Genomic DNA, 18,020 nt, shown 5'->3' on the forward strand with positions numbered 1-18,020 from the left:
CACTGCCGAAAACCCTACAGGCACTTCATCTGGCCGTTGGTTTATTGATCTGTTTTCGGCGAGGGTTGCTCGTGATTGTTAGTCCCTGTAATGCAGCAAAATTGTCTGCCAAACGCATGCGAAGTGCTCTGGTAGCGGGCTCGGCGCTCCTGTGCCTGCTCAGCGCCGGTCAGCTTTGGGCGTTCAATCTTGACGATGTATCGGCCAAGGCAAAAGAGCTGGCCGGGCAGAAGTTCGAAGCCCCGCGCAGCAACCTGCCGAATGAGTTCCGCGACATGAAGTTCGCGGACTATCAAAAAATTCGCTTCCTCACCGAAAAGGCTGAGTGGGCTGATCAGAAGACCCCGTTCAAGTTGTCCTTCTATCACCAGGGCATGCACTTCGACACGCCGGTCAAAATCAACGAAATCACGGCGAACACCGTCGAAGAGATCAAATACGATCCGACCCGCTTCGATTTCGGCGACCTGAAATTCGATCCTAAGGCCACTGAACAACTGGGTTATGCCGGTTTCCGTGTGCTGTACCCGATCAACAAGGCCGACAAGCAAGACGAAATCATGACCATGCTTGGCGCGAGCTACTTCCGCGTCGTTGGCAAGGGTCATACCTACGGTCTGTCGGCCCGTGGTCTGGCGATCGATACCGCGCTGCCGTCGGGTGAAGAATTCCCGCGTTTCCGCGAGTTCTGGATTCAGCAGCCGAAGCCGGGCGACAAGCATCTGGTGATCTTCGCCTTGCTCGACTCGCCGCGCGCCACCGGTGCCTATCGTCTGATCCTGCGTCCGGGCAGCGACACCATTGTCGACGTCAAAGCGCAGATGTTCCTGCGTGACAAGGTCGGCAAACTGGGCATCGCACCGCTGACCAGCATGTTCCTGTTCGGCGCCAACCAGCCGTCGAAAGTCCTCAACTATCGTCGTGAACTGCACGACTCCAGCGGTCTGTCGATCCATGCCGGCAACGGCGAGTGGATCTGGCGTCCGCTGAACAACCCGAAACATCTGGCCGTGAGCAACTTCAGCGTCGAAAACCTGCGTGGTTTCGGTCTGCTGCAGCGTGGTCGCGACTTCAGCCACTACGAAGACCTCGACGATCGCTACGACAAGCGTCCAAGCGCCTGGATCGAGCCGAAGGGTGACTGGGGCAAAGGCACCGTTGATCTGGTAGAGATTCCGACCGCCGACGAAACCAATGACAACATCGTTGCGTTCTGGAGCCCGGAAAAAATGCCGGAGCCGGGCCAGCCGCTGGACTTCGCTTACCGCATGCACTGGACGATGGACGAAGCGGCGATTCACGCGCCGGACAGCGCCTGGGTTTCGCAGACTCTGCGTTCGACCGGTGACGTCAAGCAATCGAACCTGATCCGTCAGCCAGATGGCAGCGTTGCCTATCTGGTCGATTTCGAAGGTCCATCGCTGGCGGCCCTGGCCCCGGACGCTGACGTTCGCAGTCAGGTCAGCGTCGGCGACAACGCCGAACTGGTCGAGAACAGCGTGCGCTACAACCCGGAAACCAAGGGCTGGCGCTTGACCCTGCGGATGAAAATCAAAGACGCAGGCAAGTCGACCGAGATGCGTGCCGCACTGGTTCAGCCGGTGGTAACGGCTGATCTGGCCAAGTCGTCGGTACCGGCGTCCAACTCGTCCGTGGCCAAGGCCGACAAGGTTGCCGCCAAGCAACAAGAGAAAGAAGCCAAGGAAGCCAAGGCAGCCGAGGCCAAACAGGCTCAACAGGCCGATGCCAAGCCCGCTGCAGATGCCAAGGACAAGGCCAACAAAGACGCCAAGCAGCCTGTAGCTGCGGACGCGGCCCCAGCCACACCGGAATCGGCGCCGACTGAAGAAGTCATCACCGAGACCTGGAGCTATCAGTTGCCTGCCGATGAGTAACTCTCAAGTACAGCCAGAGACTCTGTCCGAGTATCTGGCGCATCTGCCGATGACCGACGAGCAGCGCGCGGAACTCGCGGGCTGCCAGTCGTTCAGCGAGTTGCATGAACGCCTGTCGTCCTCGACGTTCGACGCCCCTGCCGAAGCCGCCCAGGCTTCGGTGGGCAAGCGCCTGACGCTGAGCACGGCTGAAGAGCTGGAAGAAGCGGAAATGCTGGTGCTCGACGCCAGCGGTCGGGTCAGCCTCAAGGCCACCCCGCCGATCCGCCGTACCAAGGTGGTTCCGGAGCCGTGGCGCACCAATATTCTGGTGCGTGGCTGGCGCCGTCTGACCGGTCGCACCAACCCGCCACAGCCGCCGAAGGACGAAAACGTTCTGCCGGCGGCGCGCTGGCGCACAGTTGGTTCGATCCGTCGCTATATTCTGCTGGTGCTGATGCTCGGCCAGACCATCGTTGCTGGCTGGTACATGAAAGGCATCATGCCGTACCAGGGCTGGTCGTTCGTCGATCTCGACGAAGTCCTGCACCAGCCGCTGCTGCAAACCGCCACGCAAGTGCTGCCGTATGCGCTGCAAACCAGCATCCTGATTCTCTTCGGGATTCTGTTCTGCTGGGTGTCGGCCGGTTTCTGGACGGCGCTGATGGGCTTCCTCGAGTTGCTCACCGGTCACGATAAATACCGTATCTCCGGCAAAAGCGCCGGCAACGAGCCGATTGCCAAAGACGCGCGTACCGCGTTGGTGATGCCGATCTGCAACGAAGACGTGCCGCGCGTATTCGCCGGTCTGCGTGCTACGTTCGAATCGGTCGCGGCTACCGGTGATCTGGATCGCTTCGACTTCTTCGTCCTCAGCGACAGTAACGACACCGATATCTGTGTTGCCGAGCAACAGGCCTGGCTGGACGTCTGCCGCGAGGCCAAAGGCTTCGGCAAGATCTTCTACCGTCGTCGTCGCCGTCGGGTGAAGCGCAAGAGCGGCAACCTCGACGACTTCTGCCGTCGTTGGGGCGGTGACTACAAGTACATGGTTGTGCTCGACGCCGACTCGGTCATGAGCGGCGAGTGCCTGACCAGTCTAGTGCGCTTGATGGAAGCCACGCCGGATGCCGGGATCATCCAGACCGCGCCGCGTGCGTCGGGCATGGACACCCTGTATGCGCGCATGCAGCAGTTCGCGACCCGTGTGTACGGCCCGCTGTTTACCGCTGGTCTGCACTTCTGGCAGTTGGGTGAATCCCACTACTGGGGTCACAACGCGATCATCCGCATGAAGCCGTTTATCGACCACTGCGCCTTGGCGCCGTTGCCAGGTAAAGGGGCGTTCTCCGGTGCGATTCTGTCTCACGACTTCGTTGAAGCCGCGCTGATGCGCCGTGCCGGTTGGGGCGTGTGGATTGCCTACGACTTGCCGGGCAGCTACGAAGAACTGCCGCCTAACCTGCTCGACGAACTCAAGCGTGACCGTCGCTGGTGTCACGGCAACCTGATGAACTTCCGTCTGTTCCTGGTCAAAGGCATGCACCCGGTACACCGCGCGGTGTTCCTGACGGGCGTGATGTCGTACCTGTCGGCGCCGTTGTGGTTCTTCTTCCTCGTGTTGTCGACCGCGCTGCTGGCGGTGAACACACTGATGGAACCGCAGTACTTCCTTGAACCGCGTCAGCTCTATCCGCTGTGGCCACAATGGCACCCGGACAAGGCGATTGCGCTGTTCTCGACGACCATCGTGCTGCTGTTCCTGCCGAAACTGTTGAGCATCATCCTGATCTGGGCCAAGGGCGCGAAAGAGTTCGGCGGCAAGTTCAAGGTGACCCTGTCGATGCTGCTGGAGATGTTGTTCTCCATGCTGCTGGCGCCGGTGCGGATGATTTTCCACACGCGTTTCGTTCTGGCCGCGTTCCTCGGCTGGGCCGCGACCTGGAATTCGCCGCAACGTGACGACGACTCGACACCTTGGAGCGAGGCGGTCAAACGCCACGGCCCGCAAACCCTGCTGGGTTTCTGCTGGGCGCTGCTGGTGATCTGGCTGAACCCGAGCTTCCTCTGGTGGCTGGTGCCAATCGTCGGTTCGCTGATGCTGTCGATCCCGGTGTCGGTGATTTCCAGCCGTGTCGGTTTGGGCCTGAAGTCCCGTGACGAGAGCCTGTTCCTCATCCCTGAGGAATACAATCCGCCACAGGCGCTGCTGGCGACTGATCAGTACACCCACGAAAACCGTTACCACGCGCTCAACGACGGCTTCGTCCGTGCGGTGGTCGATCCGCAGCAGAACGCTTTGGCGTGCTCGCTGGCGACTTCCCGTCATGGTCAGGCCGAACCGATTGAATGGCTGCGTCAGGAACGTGTGCGTCACGCGCTCAAGGTCGGCCCTGCGGGGTTGAACAACCATGATCGTCTGCAACTGCTGAGCGATCCTGTTGCCTTGGCGCGTTTGCATGAGCAGGTCTGGGCGGAAGGTCACGCTGAGTGGCTGGATGCATGGCGCGCTTCGGTGAAAGCCGATCCGCATGCGCCGTTGCTGCCGTTGCAACCGGTGAGCTTGCAGGCGCAACCGGCCTGATGAAGAAACCCCGCGATGTTGCGGGGTTTTTTTTGGCCTGCTGAAAAGCCCCTCACCCTAGCCCTCTCCCGGAGGGAGAGGGGACTGACCGAGTTGGATGTTCGAGATACGCCGACCTGATCTTGCTTTACCGAATCCATAATCGACTCGATTTTTCAGGTCGACGTTTAGCTCGAGACACCTCGGTCGGCTCCCTCTCCCTCCGGGAGAGGGCTGGGGTGAGGGGGAGCGATCTTGATTGTTAAACAAATCGTCCATTAAACCTTGTGCAAAAAAACGAGTGCGTTAGCATCCGTCCCCGAATTGGCGCGCCCGGGCTTTTTTGCCCGTTTCTGTCGGTTTTTCGCGCCGCACACGCAATGGTTTTGGGGACTTGAAGATGAAGAAGTATCTGTCGATGCTGCTGGTCGGCGTCACGGCACTGGTTGCAGTCAATGCGGCGCAGGCTGGCGCAATCGATGACGCGGTCAAGCGCGGCACGTTGAAAGTCGGTATGGATCCGACCTACATGCCGTTCGAAATGACCAACAAGCGCGGCGAAATCATCGGCTTCGAAGTCGACATTCTCAAAGCCATGTCCAAAGCCATGGGCGTCAAACTGGAACTGGTTTCGACCGGCTACGACGGCATCATCCCGGCGCTGATGACCGACAAGTTCGACATGATCGGCAGCGGCATGACCCTGACCCAGGAACGCAACCTGCGCCTGAACTTCAGCGAACCGTTCATCGTGGTCGGCCAGACCCTGCTGATCCGCAAAGAGCTGGAAGGCACCATCAAGTCCTACAAAGACCTGAACACCGCTGACTACCGCATCACCTCCAAGCTCGGCACCACCGGCGAGATGGTCGCCAAGAAGCTCATCTCCAAAGCCAAGTACCACGGCTACGACAACGAGCAAGAAGCCGTGCTCGATGTGGTCAACGGCAAGGCTGACGCCTTTATCTACGACGCCCCGTACAACGTGGTCGCGGTGACCAAGGTCGGCGCCGGCAAACTGGTGTTCCTCGACAAGCCGTTCACCTACGAGCCATTGGCGTTTGGTCTGAAGAAGGGCGATTACGACAGCCTCAACTTCATCAATAACTTCCTGCACCAGATCCACGAAGACGGCACCTACGATCGCATCCATGACAAGTGGTTCAAGAGCACCGAGTGGCTCAAGGACATGGAATAACGCCGGTCTGCCAGACCGCGTCGCCCCTTTCGCGAGCAAGCTCGCTCCCACAGAGGAATGCATTCCAATGTGGGAGCGAGCTTGCTCGCGAAGGGGCCCTCCAGAGCAACACAAAATCCGGAACCTGCAATGAAACAGAAAAAAGCCCAATGGCCCTGGCACGTCCTCACCGTGCTGGTGCTGGTCGGCCTGGCCGGCGCGTTGTATTACGCGACGTCGCTGATGTCCTACGAATGGCGCTGGAACCGTGTGCCGCAGTACTTCGCCTATCAGGCTGAAGAAACCCAGCGCGCCGCTGACATTTCCACCGTCACCGAACTCGTGCGCAAGGGCAGCAGCGCGCAGGTCACCCTGCGCAACGACGCTGGTGACGAGCAGCACCTGACTGTCGACGAGAACAGCCTGCAATTCGCTCAGGGCGACGATGTGGCCGAAGGCGACGTCGTGGGTGTCACTCGGCATTGGGCGGCAGGGCCACTGTTGTGGGGGCTGTGGACGACGCTTTGGCTATCGGTAGTGTCCGGGATTCTCGGTTTGCTCATTGGTCTGGTCACCGGCCTGTGCCGGCTGTCGAACAACCCGACCTTGCGCGACCTCTCGACCATCTACGTCGAACTGGTGCGCGGCACGCCGCTGTTGGTGCAGATCTTCATTTTCTACTTCTTCATCGGCACGGTGATGAACCTCTCCCGCGAATTCGCCGGGATCGCTGCGCTGTCGCTGTTCACCGGCGCCTACGTGGCCGAGATCATTCGTTCTGGCGTGCAATCGATCGCCCGTGGCCAGAACGAAGCGGCGCGCTCGCTCGGTCTAAGTGCCGGTCAGTCGATGCGCCACGTGGTGCTGCCGCAAGCGCTGAAACGCGTACTGCCACCGCTGGCCGGGCAGTTCATCAGTCTGGTCAAGGACACCTCGCTGGTGTCGGTGATCGCCATCACCGAGTTGCTGAAAAGCGGCCGTGAAGTCATCACCACCTCGTTCTCGCCGTTCGAAATTCTGTTCTGCGTCGCCGGCCTGTATCTGTTGATCAACCTGCCGCTGTCGAAAATCGCCAGCCGGCTTGAGCGGAGGCTCGCGCAAAGTGATTGAAGTCCGCGAACTGGTAAAAGTCTTCGACAGCCGTGGGCAAGTGGTGCGCGCGGTGGATAACGTCAGCACCACGGTCGCCAAGGGCGAAGTGCTGGTGGTGATCGGCCCGTCAGGTTCCGGCAAATCGACCTTCTTGCGTTGTCTCAACGGCCTGGAGGAATTCGACTCGGGCTCGGTGAGCATCGACGGCCTGCAACTGGCCGACCCGAAAACCGACGTCAACGCCTACCGCCGCGAAGTCGGCATGGTCTTTCAGCATTTCAACCTGTTCCCGCACATGACCGTGCTGGAAAACCTCTGTCTGGCGCAGAAAGTCGTGCGCAAGCGCGGCAAGAAAGAGCGCGAGGCGAAGGCGATGGAGTTGCTGCAAAAGGTCGGAATTGCACAGAAGGCCAACGAGTTTCCGTCACGCCTGTCCGGCGGTCAGCAACAGCGCGTGGCAATTGCCCGGGCGCTGGCGATGGAGCCGAAGGTGATGTTGTTCGATGAACCGACTTCGGCGCTTGATCCGGAAATGGTTGGCGAAGTGCTGGATGTGATGAAGAACCTGGCCGTGGAAGGCATGACCATGGTCTGCGTGACCCACGAGATGGGTTTTGCTCGGGAAGTGGCGGATCGCGTGTTGTTCTTCGATCACGGCAAACTGCTGGAAGATGCCGCGCCAGCGGAGTTCTTTGATGCGCCGAAGGATCCGAGGGCTCAGGCGTTTCTGCGTCAGGTCTTGTAGTAACTGATCATTCCCACGCTCCGCGTGGGAATGCCGCCCGGGACGCTCCGCGTCCCTTTCATGCATGACGCGGAGCGTCACAGGATGCATTCCCACGCAGAGCGTGGGAATGATCGTTGGACTAGACCTTGAAGCGCCCGACCAGCATCTGCAGATGCGTCCCCAACCGCGCCAGCTCAACGCTGGACGCTGCGGTTTCTTCACTCGCCGCCGACGTCTGATCCGACACGTCCCGCACATTCAGCACGCTACGGTTGATCTCTTCCGCCACCGCGCTCTGCTGCTCGGCCGCCGCCGCAATCTGCTGGTTCATCGCCTGAATCGCCGACACCGTGCGCGTAATGCTTTCCAGCGAACCACCGGCACGACGGGTCAGCTCGACGCTGCTGTCGGTCAGGGTGCGGCTGTTGTCCATGATCGTCGCCACTTGCTGAGTGCCGTTTTGCAGGCCGACGATCAGCTCTTCGATCTCTTCGGTGGACTTCTGCGTGCGCTGCGCGAGGCTGCGCACTTCATCGGCAACCACGGCAAAACCACGTCCGGCTTCACCGGCACGCGCTGCTTCGATGGCCGCGTTAAGGGCCAGCAGGTTAGTTTGCTGGGCCACGGATTTGATCACGTCGAGGACGCTGCCAATCTTGTCGCTTTCGCGCTTGAGCTCGCCCATGGCTTCGGTGGAGTGACCGACTTCAACGGCCAAGCGTTCTATCTGCGCAATGGCTTCGCCAACGACTTTGTCGCCTTCGCGGGCCTGTTGGTCAGCGGCGACGGCGGCTTCGGAGGCTTCCTCGGCGTTGCGCGCGACTTCCTGCACGGTGGCGGCCATTTCGTTCATGGCGGTGGCGACCTGGTCGGTCTCGATCTTCTGATTGTTGACCCCGGCGCTGGTCTGCTCGGTCACCGCCGAGAGTTCTTCAGCAGCGCTGGCGATCTGGGTGACGCCGTCGCTGATGCCGCCGATCAGCTCGCGCAGGCCTTGGGTCATGCTCTGCATCGAGCGTTGCAGTTGGCCGAGTTCGTCGCGGCGCTGCGAGACCAGATTGTGGGTCAGGTCGCCCGCGGCCACGCGCTCGGCGACTTTCAGGGTCTGGTTCAGCGGGATGATGATCTGGCGGGTGATCGCCCACGCGGCCAGCAGGCCGAACGCCACGGCGAGCAGGGTGGCGATGATCAGCATGTTTTTCGCGTGTGCGGCGTCGGTGTCACGCACCACGGTCTGGGAAATGGTCAGTTTTTTACTGGCATCGAGGAGGATATCGCCCTGGGCTGCCATGCGAGCAACGGCGCTCCCGCTGGCAGTTTGCGCGTCGCGGAACTGGCCGACGGCGGCGCTATAGGCTTTCATCGACTCGGCGGCTTGCTGCAGGTTGGCAGTGAACTGTTCCGGCAGTTTCGACGGCAGGCTCTCAAGGGATTTCAAAGCATTTTCGATGGCGTCGAGCGCGGGTTGCTCGGCATCGGCCTTGCCGCTGTAGGTGTAACCGCGCACTTGATAGCGCGCCTGTTGCAGCAGCTTGCTCAGATCAACCACGCTGTTGAATTGCGCGATGCTTTCACCTTGCAGCAGGCCCTTTTCAACTTCCGAGACTTTGGCCACGGCGTTGTCGGCATTCGCGCCGAGTTTGCTGCGCGCGTCTTCGCGGTGCGTGGTCGCCTGGATCATGTCGGCGAAAGCACGTTTGTACTCGGCGACGGCAGCCAGTTGCTGGTCGACCATGGCGATGTCGGCCGGTTGTTCGATCAGCGTGCGCGCGGTTTGCAGGCCGCTGTCGAGTTTGCCGAGCATGTCGTTGACCGCGCCCGGGCCTTGTTCGCCACGGCGTGAATCGTAGTCGACGCGGGCCAGACGCAAGTCTTTGCTGTACTCATTGAGGCTGGAAATAAACCCGAGCTTGTCGCCCCGGCTGATGATGCCGCTCATGCCGGACCAGCCGGTGAAGGTGATCAACAGCGTCAGCAAAAGCACCAGACCGAAGCCGATACCCAGCTTGCGTTTGACGCTGACATTCCCAAGATTCTCGGCTAACCAACGGTACATGCGACAACTCCCCGACCACAAATTGGACTTATGGGGAGCGTATCGGCCGGGTGATGGCAATCTGTAACACCTTTTGTCCGGGAAGGCCCTGCGCTCTGGATCTGCTGACCTGCCGATTGCCGACCTGCTGATCCGCTGATCCCGCTGATCTGTAGGAGCTGTCGAGTGAAACGAGGCTGCGATCTTTTGATCTTGCTTCTAAAAAACAACATCAAAAGATCGCAGCCTTCGGCAGCTCCTACAGGGGATCGGTGTTGGGTTTAAAAGAGGCGGGCGAGGAGGGCGGTTACGGCGGTTTCTACGCGCAGGATGCGCTCGCCGAGTTGCACCGGTTGCAGGCCGGATTTGGCCAGCAGGTCGATCTCGTAGGGAATCCAGCCGCCTTCAGGGCCGATGGCGAGGGTGACTGGTTCGCTGAGGGCGCGCGGGCACGGCGGATAGTTGCCGGGATGACCGACCAGACCGAGCGTGCCCTCAGTGATGGCGGGCAGGCGATCTTCAACGAACGGCTTGAAGCGTTTCTCGATGACGATCTCCGGCAATACCGTATCGCGCGCCTGTTCGAGGCCGAGGATCAGTTGTTCACGGATAGCCGCAGGCTCAAGAAACGGCGTCTGCCAGAAGCTCTTCTCGACCCTATAGCTGTTGACCAGAATCACCTTCGCCACGCCCATGGTCGCCACGGTCTGAAACACCCGGCGGAGCATTTTCGGACGCGGCAGCGCAAGCATGAGGGTTAGCGGCAATTTCGCCGGCGGCGGCTGATCGAGGGTAACGCGCAGTTCCGCTTCATCCGCTTCCAGTCGCAGCAATTCAGCCGAGCCCATCAACCCGTCAATGCGCCCGACGCGCAGGCTGTCACCGACTTCCGATCGGTGAACTTCCTGCATGTGCGTAAGGCGTCGATCACGCAGCACCACACGGTCGGCCGCAATAAAATCGGCCTCTTCGAGCAACAGCAGGTTCATGCCTGGGTCGCTGGCGGCTGGTCGTTGTGGTCGTCGGCCGGGGTTTCTTCCGGACGTTCGCGCTTGCTGATCAAACCACCGAACAGAATGCCGATTTCAAACAGCATCCACATCGGCACGGCCAGCAAGGTCTGCGAGAAGATGTCCGGCGGTGTCAGGATCATGCCGACCACGAAGCAGCCGATGATCACGTACGGGCGGATTTTCTTCAGGTATTTGACGTCGACCACGCCGATCCACACCAGCAGCACCACGGCCACTGGAATCTCGAACGCCACGCCGAAGGCGAAGAACAGCGTCATGACGAAATCGAGGTAACTGGCGATGTCGGTCATCATTTCCACGCCAGTCGGAGTGGCGGCGGCGAAGAACTTGAAGATCAGCGGGAACACGAAGTAATAGGCGAACGCCATGCCGGTGTAGAACAGCAGGATGCTCGACACCAGCAACGGCACCGCGATGCGCTTCTCATGCTTGTACAGGCCCGGCGCGATAAAGCCCCAGATCTGATGCAGGATCACCGGGATCGCGAGGAACAGCGAGACCATCATCGTCAGTTTCAGCGGCGTCAGGAACGGCGACGACACGTCAGTGGCGATCATCGTCGCGCCGACCGGCAGGTACTGGCGTAGCGGCGTCGAGACGAAGGTGTAGATCTGCTGGGTGAAGGCGAACAGCCCGGCGAAGATGATGAAGATCGCCGCCACACAACGCAGCAGGCGGGTGCGCAACTCGGTGAGGTGCGAAACCAGCGGCATGTGCTGGTCGTTTTCGGGGAGATCGCTCATGGGGCTCGCGGCGGCAGAGTAGGGTCGTGAGGCGCTGGTGTGATCGGCGCGGCGGTTGGGGATACATGTTCAACCGAGGTTTCTGCAGGCGCGGGCAGCGGTTCTGTCGGCGCTACGACGGCAGCAGGTACAGGTGCAGGTGTCGGAGCAGATGCAGCAGCGGGTGCTGTCGGCGCATGAATCGTCTGCTGACCCACATGCTCAACCGACGCCGGCTCTTGCTGAACCGGGTTGAAAATCTTCCGCGCCTCTTGCTCCAGCGACAGAATATGCTCGTTGTGCAGTTGCCGACGGATCTCGTCGGCACCGATTTCACGTTCAACTTCCTGTTTGATCGCGTTGAAGCTGCGCTTCAGCCGTCCGACCCACAGGCCAGCGGTGCGCGCAGCGCCCGGCAGACGCTCGGGGCCCAGCACCAGCAGGGCGACGAGGCCGACGAGCAGCAGTTCAGAGAAGCTGATACCAAACATTAGTCAGTGCTCACACGTCTTTGCGGATCGGCTCTTCGACTTTCTGCGCCTGCACGTCGATGGTGTGCGGCGGGTTGGCCTGAGCGGTGGCTTGCGGCTGCACCGGTGGCACCGGTTGCGCAGGCGTCACGGTTGGATCAGCGGCAGGTTTTTCGTCGTCGTTCATGGCTTTGCGGAAGCCCTTGATCGACTCGCCAACGTCGGTGCCGAGGTTTTTCAGTTTCTTGGTGCCGAACACCAACACCACGACTACCAGAATGACGATCCAGTGTTTCCAGTCAAAAATGCCCATGTTGCTGTTCCTCTCTAAAAATTGTTCAGGCGGACGGACGCGAGGCTTTCTCGACGTGTCCGGACAGACCGAAGCGACGATCCAGTTCATCGAGCACAGCCTGCGGATGCTGCCCCAGTTGGGCGAGCATGACCATGCTGTGGAACCACAGGTCGGCGGTCTCGTAGATCACATCGCTGCAGTCGCCGCTGATGGCGGCGTCTTTGGCGGCAATAATGGTTTCGACCGACTCTTCGCCGACTTTCTCCAGAATTTTGTTCAAACCCTTGTGATACAGACTAGCTACATATGAGCTGTCGGCAGCTGCGCCTTTGCGCTCTTCGAGCACTTCGGCCAGGCGGGTCAGGGTGTCACTCATGTTTGTGTCCTGCGGAATAGATGGCGTGCGGGTCTTTGAGAACCGGATCGACGGTTTTCCAGTCGCCGTTTTCGAAGACACGGTAAAAGCAGCTTTGACGGCCGGTATGGCAAGCGATGTCGCCGATCTGTTCAACCATCAGGATGATCACGTCGGCGTCACAGTCCAGACGCATCTCATGCAAGGTCTGCACATGGCCGGACTCTTCGCCCTTGCGCCACAGCTTGCCACGGGAGCGTGACCAGTAGATGGCACGGTTTTCCGCGGCGGTCAGTTCGAGCGCTTCGCGGTTCATCCAGGCCATCATCAATACACGTCCGGTCTTGTGATCCTGGGCAATCGCCGGCACCAGGCCATCAGCGTCCCATTTGATCTCGTCCAGCCAGTTTTTCATCTTCAATTCCTGACAGAAGCAGCTTCGAGTTGCGAGCTTCACGCTGCAAGTAAAAGCAGTTGCGGTGTGCTTGTAGCTTCAAGCTTGCAGCTCGCAGCTTATAACTTGCAGCTGATTCGTGCTATCGGCGAACGACCAGATACAAGCCGACTGCCACCATGATTCCCGCCGGCCAATGCCCCAATTCGTTTAGCGGGCCACCGATGGCGAGGATCACCCCGCCGGCCAGATGCGCGCAACCGAGCAGGCGCAGGAACCAGTCGTCCTTGCGTTTATGCCACGGTGGCGGCGGGTCGTAAGCGTGTGGCTGAGACATGCGTTCGAGCAGATCGCGGGCCATATTCGCCAGATGCGGCAACTGTTCAAACTGGCTCTGCACGTTGCCGAGCAAGGCTTTCGGGCTGACGCGCTCGCGCATCCAGCGCTCGAGGAATGGCTGCGCGGTGTTCCACAGATCCAGATCCGGATACAACTGGCGGCCGAGGCCTTCGATGTTCAGCAGGGTCTTTTGCAGCAGTACCAGTTGCGGCTGCACTTCCATATTGAAACGGCGTGCGGTCTGGAACAGGCGCATCAGCACCTGGCCAAATGAAATATCTTTTAACGGTTTTTCGAAGATCGGTTCGCACACGGTACGGATTGCCGCTTCGAATTCGTTGAGTTTGGTCTCCGCCGGCACCCAGCCCGAATCGATGTGCAATTGCGCCACACGCCGGTAGTCACGCTTGAAGAAAGCGAACAGGTTGCGCGCCAGATAATCCTGATCTTCCGGGGTCAGGCTGCCGACGATGCCGCAGTCGATCGCGATGTACTGCGGGCTCCACGGATTGACGGTGCTGACAAAGATGTTGCCCGGGTGCATGTCGGCGTGGAAGAAGCTGTCGCGGAATACTTGGGTGAAGAAGATCTCCACGCCGCGTTCGGCGAGCATTTTCATGTCGGTGCGCTGATCGGCGAGGGTCGCCAGATCGGTCACCTGAATGCCGTAGATACGCTCCATCACCAGCACTTTCGGCCGGCACCAGTCCCAATAGACTTGCGGCACATACAACAGCGGCGAACCTTCGAAATTGCGCTTCAACTGGCTGGCGTTGGCCGCCTCGCGCAGCAGGTCGAGTTCGTCATAAATGGTTTTTTCGTAGTCCTGCACCACGTCGACCGGGTGCAGCAGACGCGCGTCGGCCGAGAGCTTTTCAGCCGCGCGGGCGAGGATGAACAGCCACGCCAGATCCTGCGCAATGATCGGTCTCAGGCCCGGGCGGATCACTTTAACCACCACTTCTTCGCCGGTTTTCAACTGCGCGGCATGCACCTGCGCCACCGACGCCGAGGCCAGCGGTTCGACGTCGAAACGGCTGAACACGTCGCTGATTTTCTTGCCGAGCTGTTCTTCGATCAGCTTGATCGACAGCTGCGAATCGAACGGCGGCACGCGATCCTGCAAGCGCATCAGCTCATCGGCGATGTCTTCCGGCAGCAGGTCGCGGCGGGTCGAGAGAATCTGCCCGAACTTGATGAAAATCGGCCCGAGATCCTGCAACGCCAGACGCAAACGCGCGCCCCGGCTCAGATCCAGCGGCTTGCGCGGGAACCAGCGCCACGGCAACACATAGCGCAGCGCCAGGAGGAAACAGGGCAGCGGCAGATCGAACAGCAGGTCATCGAGACGGTAGCGGATCACGACGCGCTGGATGCGCAACAGACGGCGGACGGCAAGCAGCTTCATGCGTTATCGCTTGGGTCGAGGGATCGGGAAAGGCGCTCGAAACGCGCCTCGAGACGTTCCAGATCAAGTTTGATCCGGTCCAGTTCACTGAACCGCGCTTCGGCTTCGCGCTGCCCGACGAGGGTGCGCGATTCTTCAGCGAGGTATTCGGCGAGGTTCTGGTTGAGGCTGGCAAATCCTTGTTGATACCAGCGCGCGCGGCTGCGCAAGTGACCGCCAATCAATTGCGTGGCGACCGGGCCGAGCCAGCGCGAGAGTTCGTACTCCCAGTCCAGCTCAAGGTCTTGCAGCACGCCGGCCAGCTCCAGCAGCACGCCGCTGTCGCCATCGAGTTCGACTTCCGGGGCGTGCAGCACCGCGGTCTTGTCTTTGCTCACGGCCAGTTTGATCAGGCTCGAAGCCGGCGCACGCAGGGTGCAGTCGACACCGGTTTCCCAGTGCGAGGCCAGCATCAGGCCTTCGTCGCTCGGCAAAATGAACAGTTGCAGCGCCGGGGTGCGGCAGTCGACGGCAATCACTTTACCGGTCAAATGGGCCAGCCGCGGCAGCGCCGTGCTGTCGAGACGCAGCACCCGGTTCAGACCGAGTTCAACGCTGGCGAGCAGCCCGGTAAGTAACATCAGGGCTTGATGCCACGGTGCAGGGCGACGATGCCTGCGGTCATGTTGTGATAGGTCACGCGGTCGAAACCGGCGTCGACCATCATCGACTTCAGGGTTTCCTGATTCGGGTGCATGCGGATCGATTCGGCCAGGTAGCGATAGCTTTCCGAGTCGTTGGTGATCAGCTTGCCCATCAGCGGCATGAAGGCGAACGAGTAGGCGTCGTAGGCTTTCGACATCAATGCGTTGGTCGGCTTGGAGAATTCCAGCACCAACAGGCGACCGCCAGGCTTGAGCACGCGCAGCATCGAACGCAGCGCGTCTTCTTTGTGCGTCACGTTGCGCAGGCCGAAGGCGATGGTCACGCAGTCGAAATGGTTGTCCGGGAACGGCAGTTTTTCGGCGTCCGCCTGAACGAATTCGACGTTGCCGGCGACACCCAGATCCAGCAGGCGGTCACGACCGACCTTGAGCATGGATTCGTTGATGTCAGCCAAAACCACCTGACCGGTCGGGCCGACCAGATGCGAGAATTTTTTGGTCAGGTCGCCAGTACCGCCGGCGATGTCCAGCACGCGGTTACCGCTGCGCACGCCCGACAGTTCGATCGCGAAACGCTTCCACAAACGGTGCATGCCGCCCGACAGAAGGTCGTTCATCAGGTCGTACTTGGCGGCTACCGAGTGGAAAACCTCAGCGACTTTTTCCGCTTTCTGGCTTTCCGGAACGTTTTTGAAGCCGAAGTGAGTGGTGGGTTCGGCATCGCTGCCTTTGCGCTGATCAGTCATATCGCTGTCACCAAAAGAGAATGCGCGACATTCTAATCCCCAAGCCATGCTTTGTCTTGGAATGGCTAAAGGTAAGATGGGTAACCTTCGGGACGATTTGCCGCAGCGGCGGTCAAGATTTACCGACACACATTTTTCGCCCCATTCAAAAAGCAGGAGTCAATCAATGGCCAAAATCACTGTTGAGCGTGCCCACAACCTGGGTAAGGAAGCCGCCCGCGAGAAGGCCGACAAGCTGGCGCAAAAACTCTCCGATCAATATGGCCTGGAGCCGCAATGGTCGGGCGACACCCTGAACCTCAAACGCTCGGGCGTGAAAGGCGCGGTGCATGTGGCGGACGATTCGATCAAGGTCGACGTCGAGCTGGGCCTGATGATGTCGGCCATGAGCGGCATGATCAAAGCCGAAATCGAAAAAGCCCTCGATAAAGCGCTGGTCTGAACATCAAAAGATCGCAGCCTTCGGCAGCTCCTACAGGGGAATGTGTACCCCTGTAGGAGCTGCCGAAGGCTGCGATCTTTTCGTTCAGGCAACACCGATTTATGTCAGTTGTTAGGGTGCCGTTTCTAATTTTTCTACCTACTTTGTGCCTGAGCCCGACACTTTCGCGGGCAGTTCCTCAAACCTTCTGCGCGTGAGGTGCACCATGGCCAAAGTAATTTTGAAGAAAAAAATCGACGCTTCGACAACCGCTCTGAGCGACGTCAAATCCTATGCCCGCAAGATCTGGCTGGCAGGCCTGGGTGCCTACGCCAAGGTCGGCCAAGAGGGCAGCGACTACTTTCAAGAGCTGATCAAAGCTGGTCAAACTGTTGAAAAGAAAGGCAAAAAAGTCGTCACCGAAAAACTCGAAGCGGCCAACGCCGAGATCGATGAAGCGAAGGGCGAAGTGAGTTCTTTCAAAGGTCGCGTCGAAGTTCAGCTCGACAAGGTCGAGAAGGCGTTCGACTCCCGTGTAGCAAGCGCCTTGAATCGTATCGGCATTCCGTCTAAACATGACGTTGAGACACTCTCTGCTAAGCTCGATGAGCTGACGGCATTGCTCGAACGCGTCGCGCGTAAATCTTAAGGAGAACGGGATGGCTGGTAAAAAGAACACCGATAAAGAAGGCAGCTCGTGGATCGGGAAAGTCGAAGACTACTCCCGCAAAATCTGGCTGGCTGGTTTAGGCGTGTACTCGAAGATCGACACTGACGGCAGCAAGCTCTTCGATACATTGGTCAAAGACGGCGAGAAAGCCGAGAAGCTCACCAAGTCTGCAGTCGGCAAAAAAGTCGATGCCGCCAAGGATTCCGCTTCGTCGGCCAAGTCGCGCATCAGCGGCGTGAAAGATCGCGCGCTGGGCAAGTGGGACGAGCTGGAAGGGGCTTTCGACAAGCGCCTGAACAGCGCGATTTCGCGCCTGGGCGTACCGAGCCGCAATGAAGTCAAAGCGCTCAACAGCAAGGTCGACACGCTGACCAAGCAGATCGAAAAACTCACCGGTCTGAAAACTCAGCCTGTGGCGGCGAAAACGTCTGCGGCGAAACCTGCTGCTAAAACAGCTGCGGCCAAACCTGCTGCCAAAACCGCGGCCAAGCCACTGGTAAAAGCTGCGGCTAAACCTGCAGCAAAAGCAGCGGCCAAGCCGGCAGCGAAAGCTAAGGCCGCCGCTAAACCGGCTGCAAAAACCGCCGCCGCCAAGCCTGCCGCTAAAGCAGCTGCCAAACCAGTTGTCGCTAAGGCCGCTGCGAAACCAGCCGCTAAACCTGCGACAAAAGCAGCAGCCAAACCGGCCGCCAAGCCAGCGGCGAAAACCGCTGCCGCTAAACCGGCTGCCAAGCCTGCGGCCAAACCCGCAGCAGCGAAAAAACCCGCAGTGAAAAAACCGGCCGCGCCGAAAGCCGCAGCGCCGAAGCCAGCAGCACCTGCTGCAGCCAAACCTGCCACGCCGGCAGCTCCGGTAAGCGCGTCGAACTCCGCCGCCGCACCGACTCCAGTGGCAACCCCGACTGCTGCATCGACCCCGTCGACGCCAACCAGTCAGTCCTGATTTTTTCAGGACAAAACAAAACGCCCGGCCTGTGAAGGTCGGGCGTTTTTGTTTGAAGATCAAAAGATCGCAGCCTTCGGCAGCTCCTACAGAGGTACACATTCCCCTGTA

General features: G+C 59.8%; 18 protein-coding genes and 1 pseudogene. 8 read left to right on the top strand and 11 right to left on the bottom strand.

Annotated features, from left to right (window positions below):
* Positions 1–116: 116 nt before the first annotated feature.
* The 5 genes from AD669_RS01455 (at position 117) to AD669_RS01475 (ending at position 7,451) form a co-directional block, all read left to right on the top strand.
* On the top strand, positions 117–1,895 hold the full coding sequence (locus tag AD669_RS01455) for a glucan biosynthesis protein G (protein WP_172680063.1): 1,779 nt from the start codon (positions 117–119) through the stop codon (positions 1,893–1,895).
* Positions 1,888–4,458 carry a glucans biosynthesis glucosyltransferase MdoH gene (gene mdoH, locus AD669_RS01460; RefSeq protein ID WP_053116624.1) on the top strand — a complete coding sequence of 857 codons (2,571 nt, stop codon included), beginning with the start codon at positions 1,888–1,890 and terminating at the stop codon, positions 4,456–4,458. The genes AD669_RS01455 and mdoH overlap by 8 nt, the downstream gene beginning before the upstream one ends.
* 379 nt (positions 4,459–4,837) lie before the next feature.
* Complete coding sequence (locus tag AD669_RS01465) at positions 4,838–5,635, top strand: transporter substrate-binding domain-containing protein (RefSeq protein WP_034152980.1); 798 nt, start codon at positions 4,838–4,840, stop codon at positions 5,633–5,635.
* A 129-nt stretch (positions 5,636–5,764) separates the two neighbouring features.
* Positions 5,765–6,724 (top strand): amino acid ABC transporter permease, encoded by a 960-nt coding sequence (locus AD669_RS01470; RefSeq protein WP_053116625.1) that lies wholly within the window; start codon positions 5,765–5,767, stop codon positions 6,722–6,724.
* On the top strand, positions 6,717–7,451 hold the full coding sequence (locus AD669_RS01475) for an amino acid ABC transporter ATP-binding protein (RefSeq protein ID WP_053116626.1): 735 nt from the start codon (positions 6,717–6,719) through the stop codon (positions 7,449–7,451). The genes AD669_RS01470 and AD669_RS01475 overlap by 8 nt, the downstream gene beginning before the upstream one ends.
* A 121-nt stretch (positions 7,452–7,572) precedes the next feature.
* On the opposite strand, the gene AD669_RS28940 is transcribed toward AD669_RS01475, so the two are convergent.
* The 11 genes and pseudogenes from AD669_RS28940 to ubiE all read right to left on the bottom strand — a co-directional run bounded on the left by AD669_RS28940 (position 7,573) and on the right by ubiE (position 15,875).
* Entirely contained in the window at positions 7,573–8,445 is an 873-nt protein-coding gene (locus tag AD669_RS28940) for a methyl-accepting chemotaxis protein (protein ID WP_371262351.1), read from the bottom strand.
* A pseudogene (locus AD669_RS28945) lies at positions 8,428–9,489 on the bottom strand (methyl-accepting chemotaxis protein); the annotation flags it as partial. The pseudogene AD669_RS28945 and the gene AD669_RS28940, both read right to left, overlap by 18 nt.
* 260 nt (positions 9,490–9,749) lie before the next feature.
* Positions 9,750–10,457: a 16S rRNA (uracil(1498)-N(3))-methyltransferase gene (locus tag AD669_RS01485; protein ID WP_053116628.1), complete on the bottom strand. Its 708-nt coding sequence runs from the start codon at positions 10,455–10,457 to the stop codon at positions 9,750–9,752.
* Complete coding sequence (gene tatC / locus AD669_RS01490; RefSeq protein ID WP_053116629.1) at positions 10,454–11,245, bottom strand: twin-arginine translocase subunit TatC; 792 nt, start codon at positions 11,243–11,245, stop codon at positions 10,454–10,456. Before tatC ends, AD669_RS01485 begins: the two co-directional genes overlap by 4 nt.
* Positions 11,242–11,715 (bottom strand): Sec-independent protein translocase protein TatB, encoded by a 474-nt coding sequence (tatB, locus tag AD669_RS27855; RefSeq protein ID WP_082341376.1) that lies wholly within the window; start codon positions 11,713–11,715, stop codon positions 11,242–11,244. The genes tatC and tatB overlap by 4 nt, the downstream gene beginning before the upstream one ends.
* Positions 11,716–11,725: 10 nt before the next feature.
* Positions 11,726–12,007 carry a twin-arginine translocase TatA/TatE family subunit gene (locus AD669_RS01500; RefSeq protein ID WP_003220847.1) on the bottom strand — a complete coding sequence of 94 codons (282 nt, stop codon included), beginning with the start codon at positions 12,005–12,007 and terminating at the stop codon, positions 11,726–11,728.
* 25 nt (positions 12,008–12,032) lie between these two features.
* Positions 12,033–12,365: a phosphoribosyl-ATP diphosphatase gene (locus tag AD669_RS01505; RefSeq protein WP_007909355.1), complete on the bottom strand. Its 333-nt coding sequence runs from the start codon at positions 12,363–12,365 to the stop codon at positions 12,033–12,035.
* Positions 12,358–12,759 (bottom strand): phosphoribosyl-AMP cyclohydrolase, encoded by a 402-nt coding sequence (gene hisI, locus AD669_RS01510; protein WP_007909357.1) that lies wholly within the window; start codon positions 12,757–12,759, stop codon positions 12,358–12,360. The genes AD669_RS01505 and hisI overlap by 8 nt, the downstream gene beginning before the upstream one ends.
* A gap of 121 nt (positions 12,760–12,880) precedes the next feature.
* Entirely contained in the window at positions 12,881–14,485 is a 1,605-nt protein-coding gene (ubiB, locus tag AD669_RS01515) for a ubiquinone biosynthesis regulatory protein kinase UbiB (protein WP_053116631.1), read from the bottom strand.
* Entirely contained in the window at positions 14,482–15,105 is a 624-nt protein-coding gene (locus AD669_RS01520; RefSeq protein WP_053116632.1) for an SCP2 domain-containing protein, read from the bottom strand. The genes ubiB and AD669_RS01520 overlap by 4 nt, the downstream gene beginning before the upstream one ends.
* On the bottom strand, positions 15,105–15,875 hold the full coding sequence (gene ubiE, locus AD669_RS01525; RefSeq protein ID WP_008080626.1) for a bifunctional demethylmenaquinone methyltransferase/2-methoxy-6-polyprenyl-1,4-benzoquinol methylase UbiE: 771 nt from the start codon (positions 15,873–15,875) through the stop codon (positions 15,105–15,107). The genes AD669_RS01520 and ubiE overlap by 1 nt, the downstream gene beginning before the upstream one ends.
* 166 nt (positions 15,876–16,041) lie before the next feature.
* Between ubiE and AD669_RS01530 the strand changes: the two genes are divergently transcribed.
* The 3 genes from AD669_RS01530 (at position 16,042) to AD669_RS01540 (ending at position 17,909) form a co-directional block, all read left to right on the top strand.
* Complete coding sequence (locus AD669_RS01530; protein ID WP_038360037.1) at positions 16,042–16,317, top strand: polyhydroxyalkanoic acid system family protein; 276 nt, start codon at positions 16,042–16,044, stop codon at positions 16,315–16,317.
* Positions 16,318–16,522: 205 nt separating this feature from the next.
* Positions 16,523–16,945, top strand: coding sequence for a phasin family protein (locus tag AD669_RS01535; protein ID WP_053116633.1), 423 nt, complete (start codon positions 16,523–16,525; stop codon positions 16,943–16,945).
* Between the two features lie 10 nt (positions 16,946–16,955).
* Complete coding sequence (locus AD669_RS01540) at positions 16,956–17,909, top strand: phasin family protein (RefSeq protein ID WP_053116634.1); 954 nt, start codon at positions 16,956–16,958, stop codon at positions 17,907–17,909.
* The last annotated feature ends 111 nt before the right edge of the window (positions 17,910–18,020 follow it).

Origin of the sequence: Pseudomonas sp. P1.31, from assembly GCF_001269815.1 — a bacterium.
In the GTDB taxonomy this organism is placed as follows: Bacteria; Pseudomonadota; Gammaproteobacteria; order Pseudomonadales; family Pseudomonadaceae; genus Aquipseudomonas; species Aquipseudomonas rustica.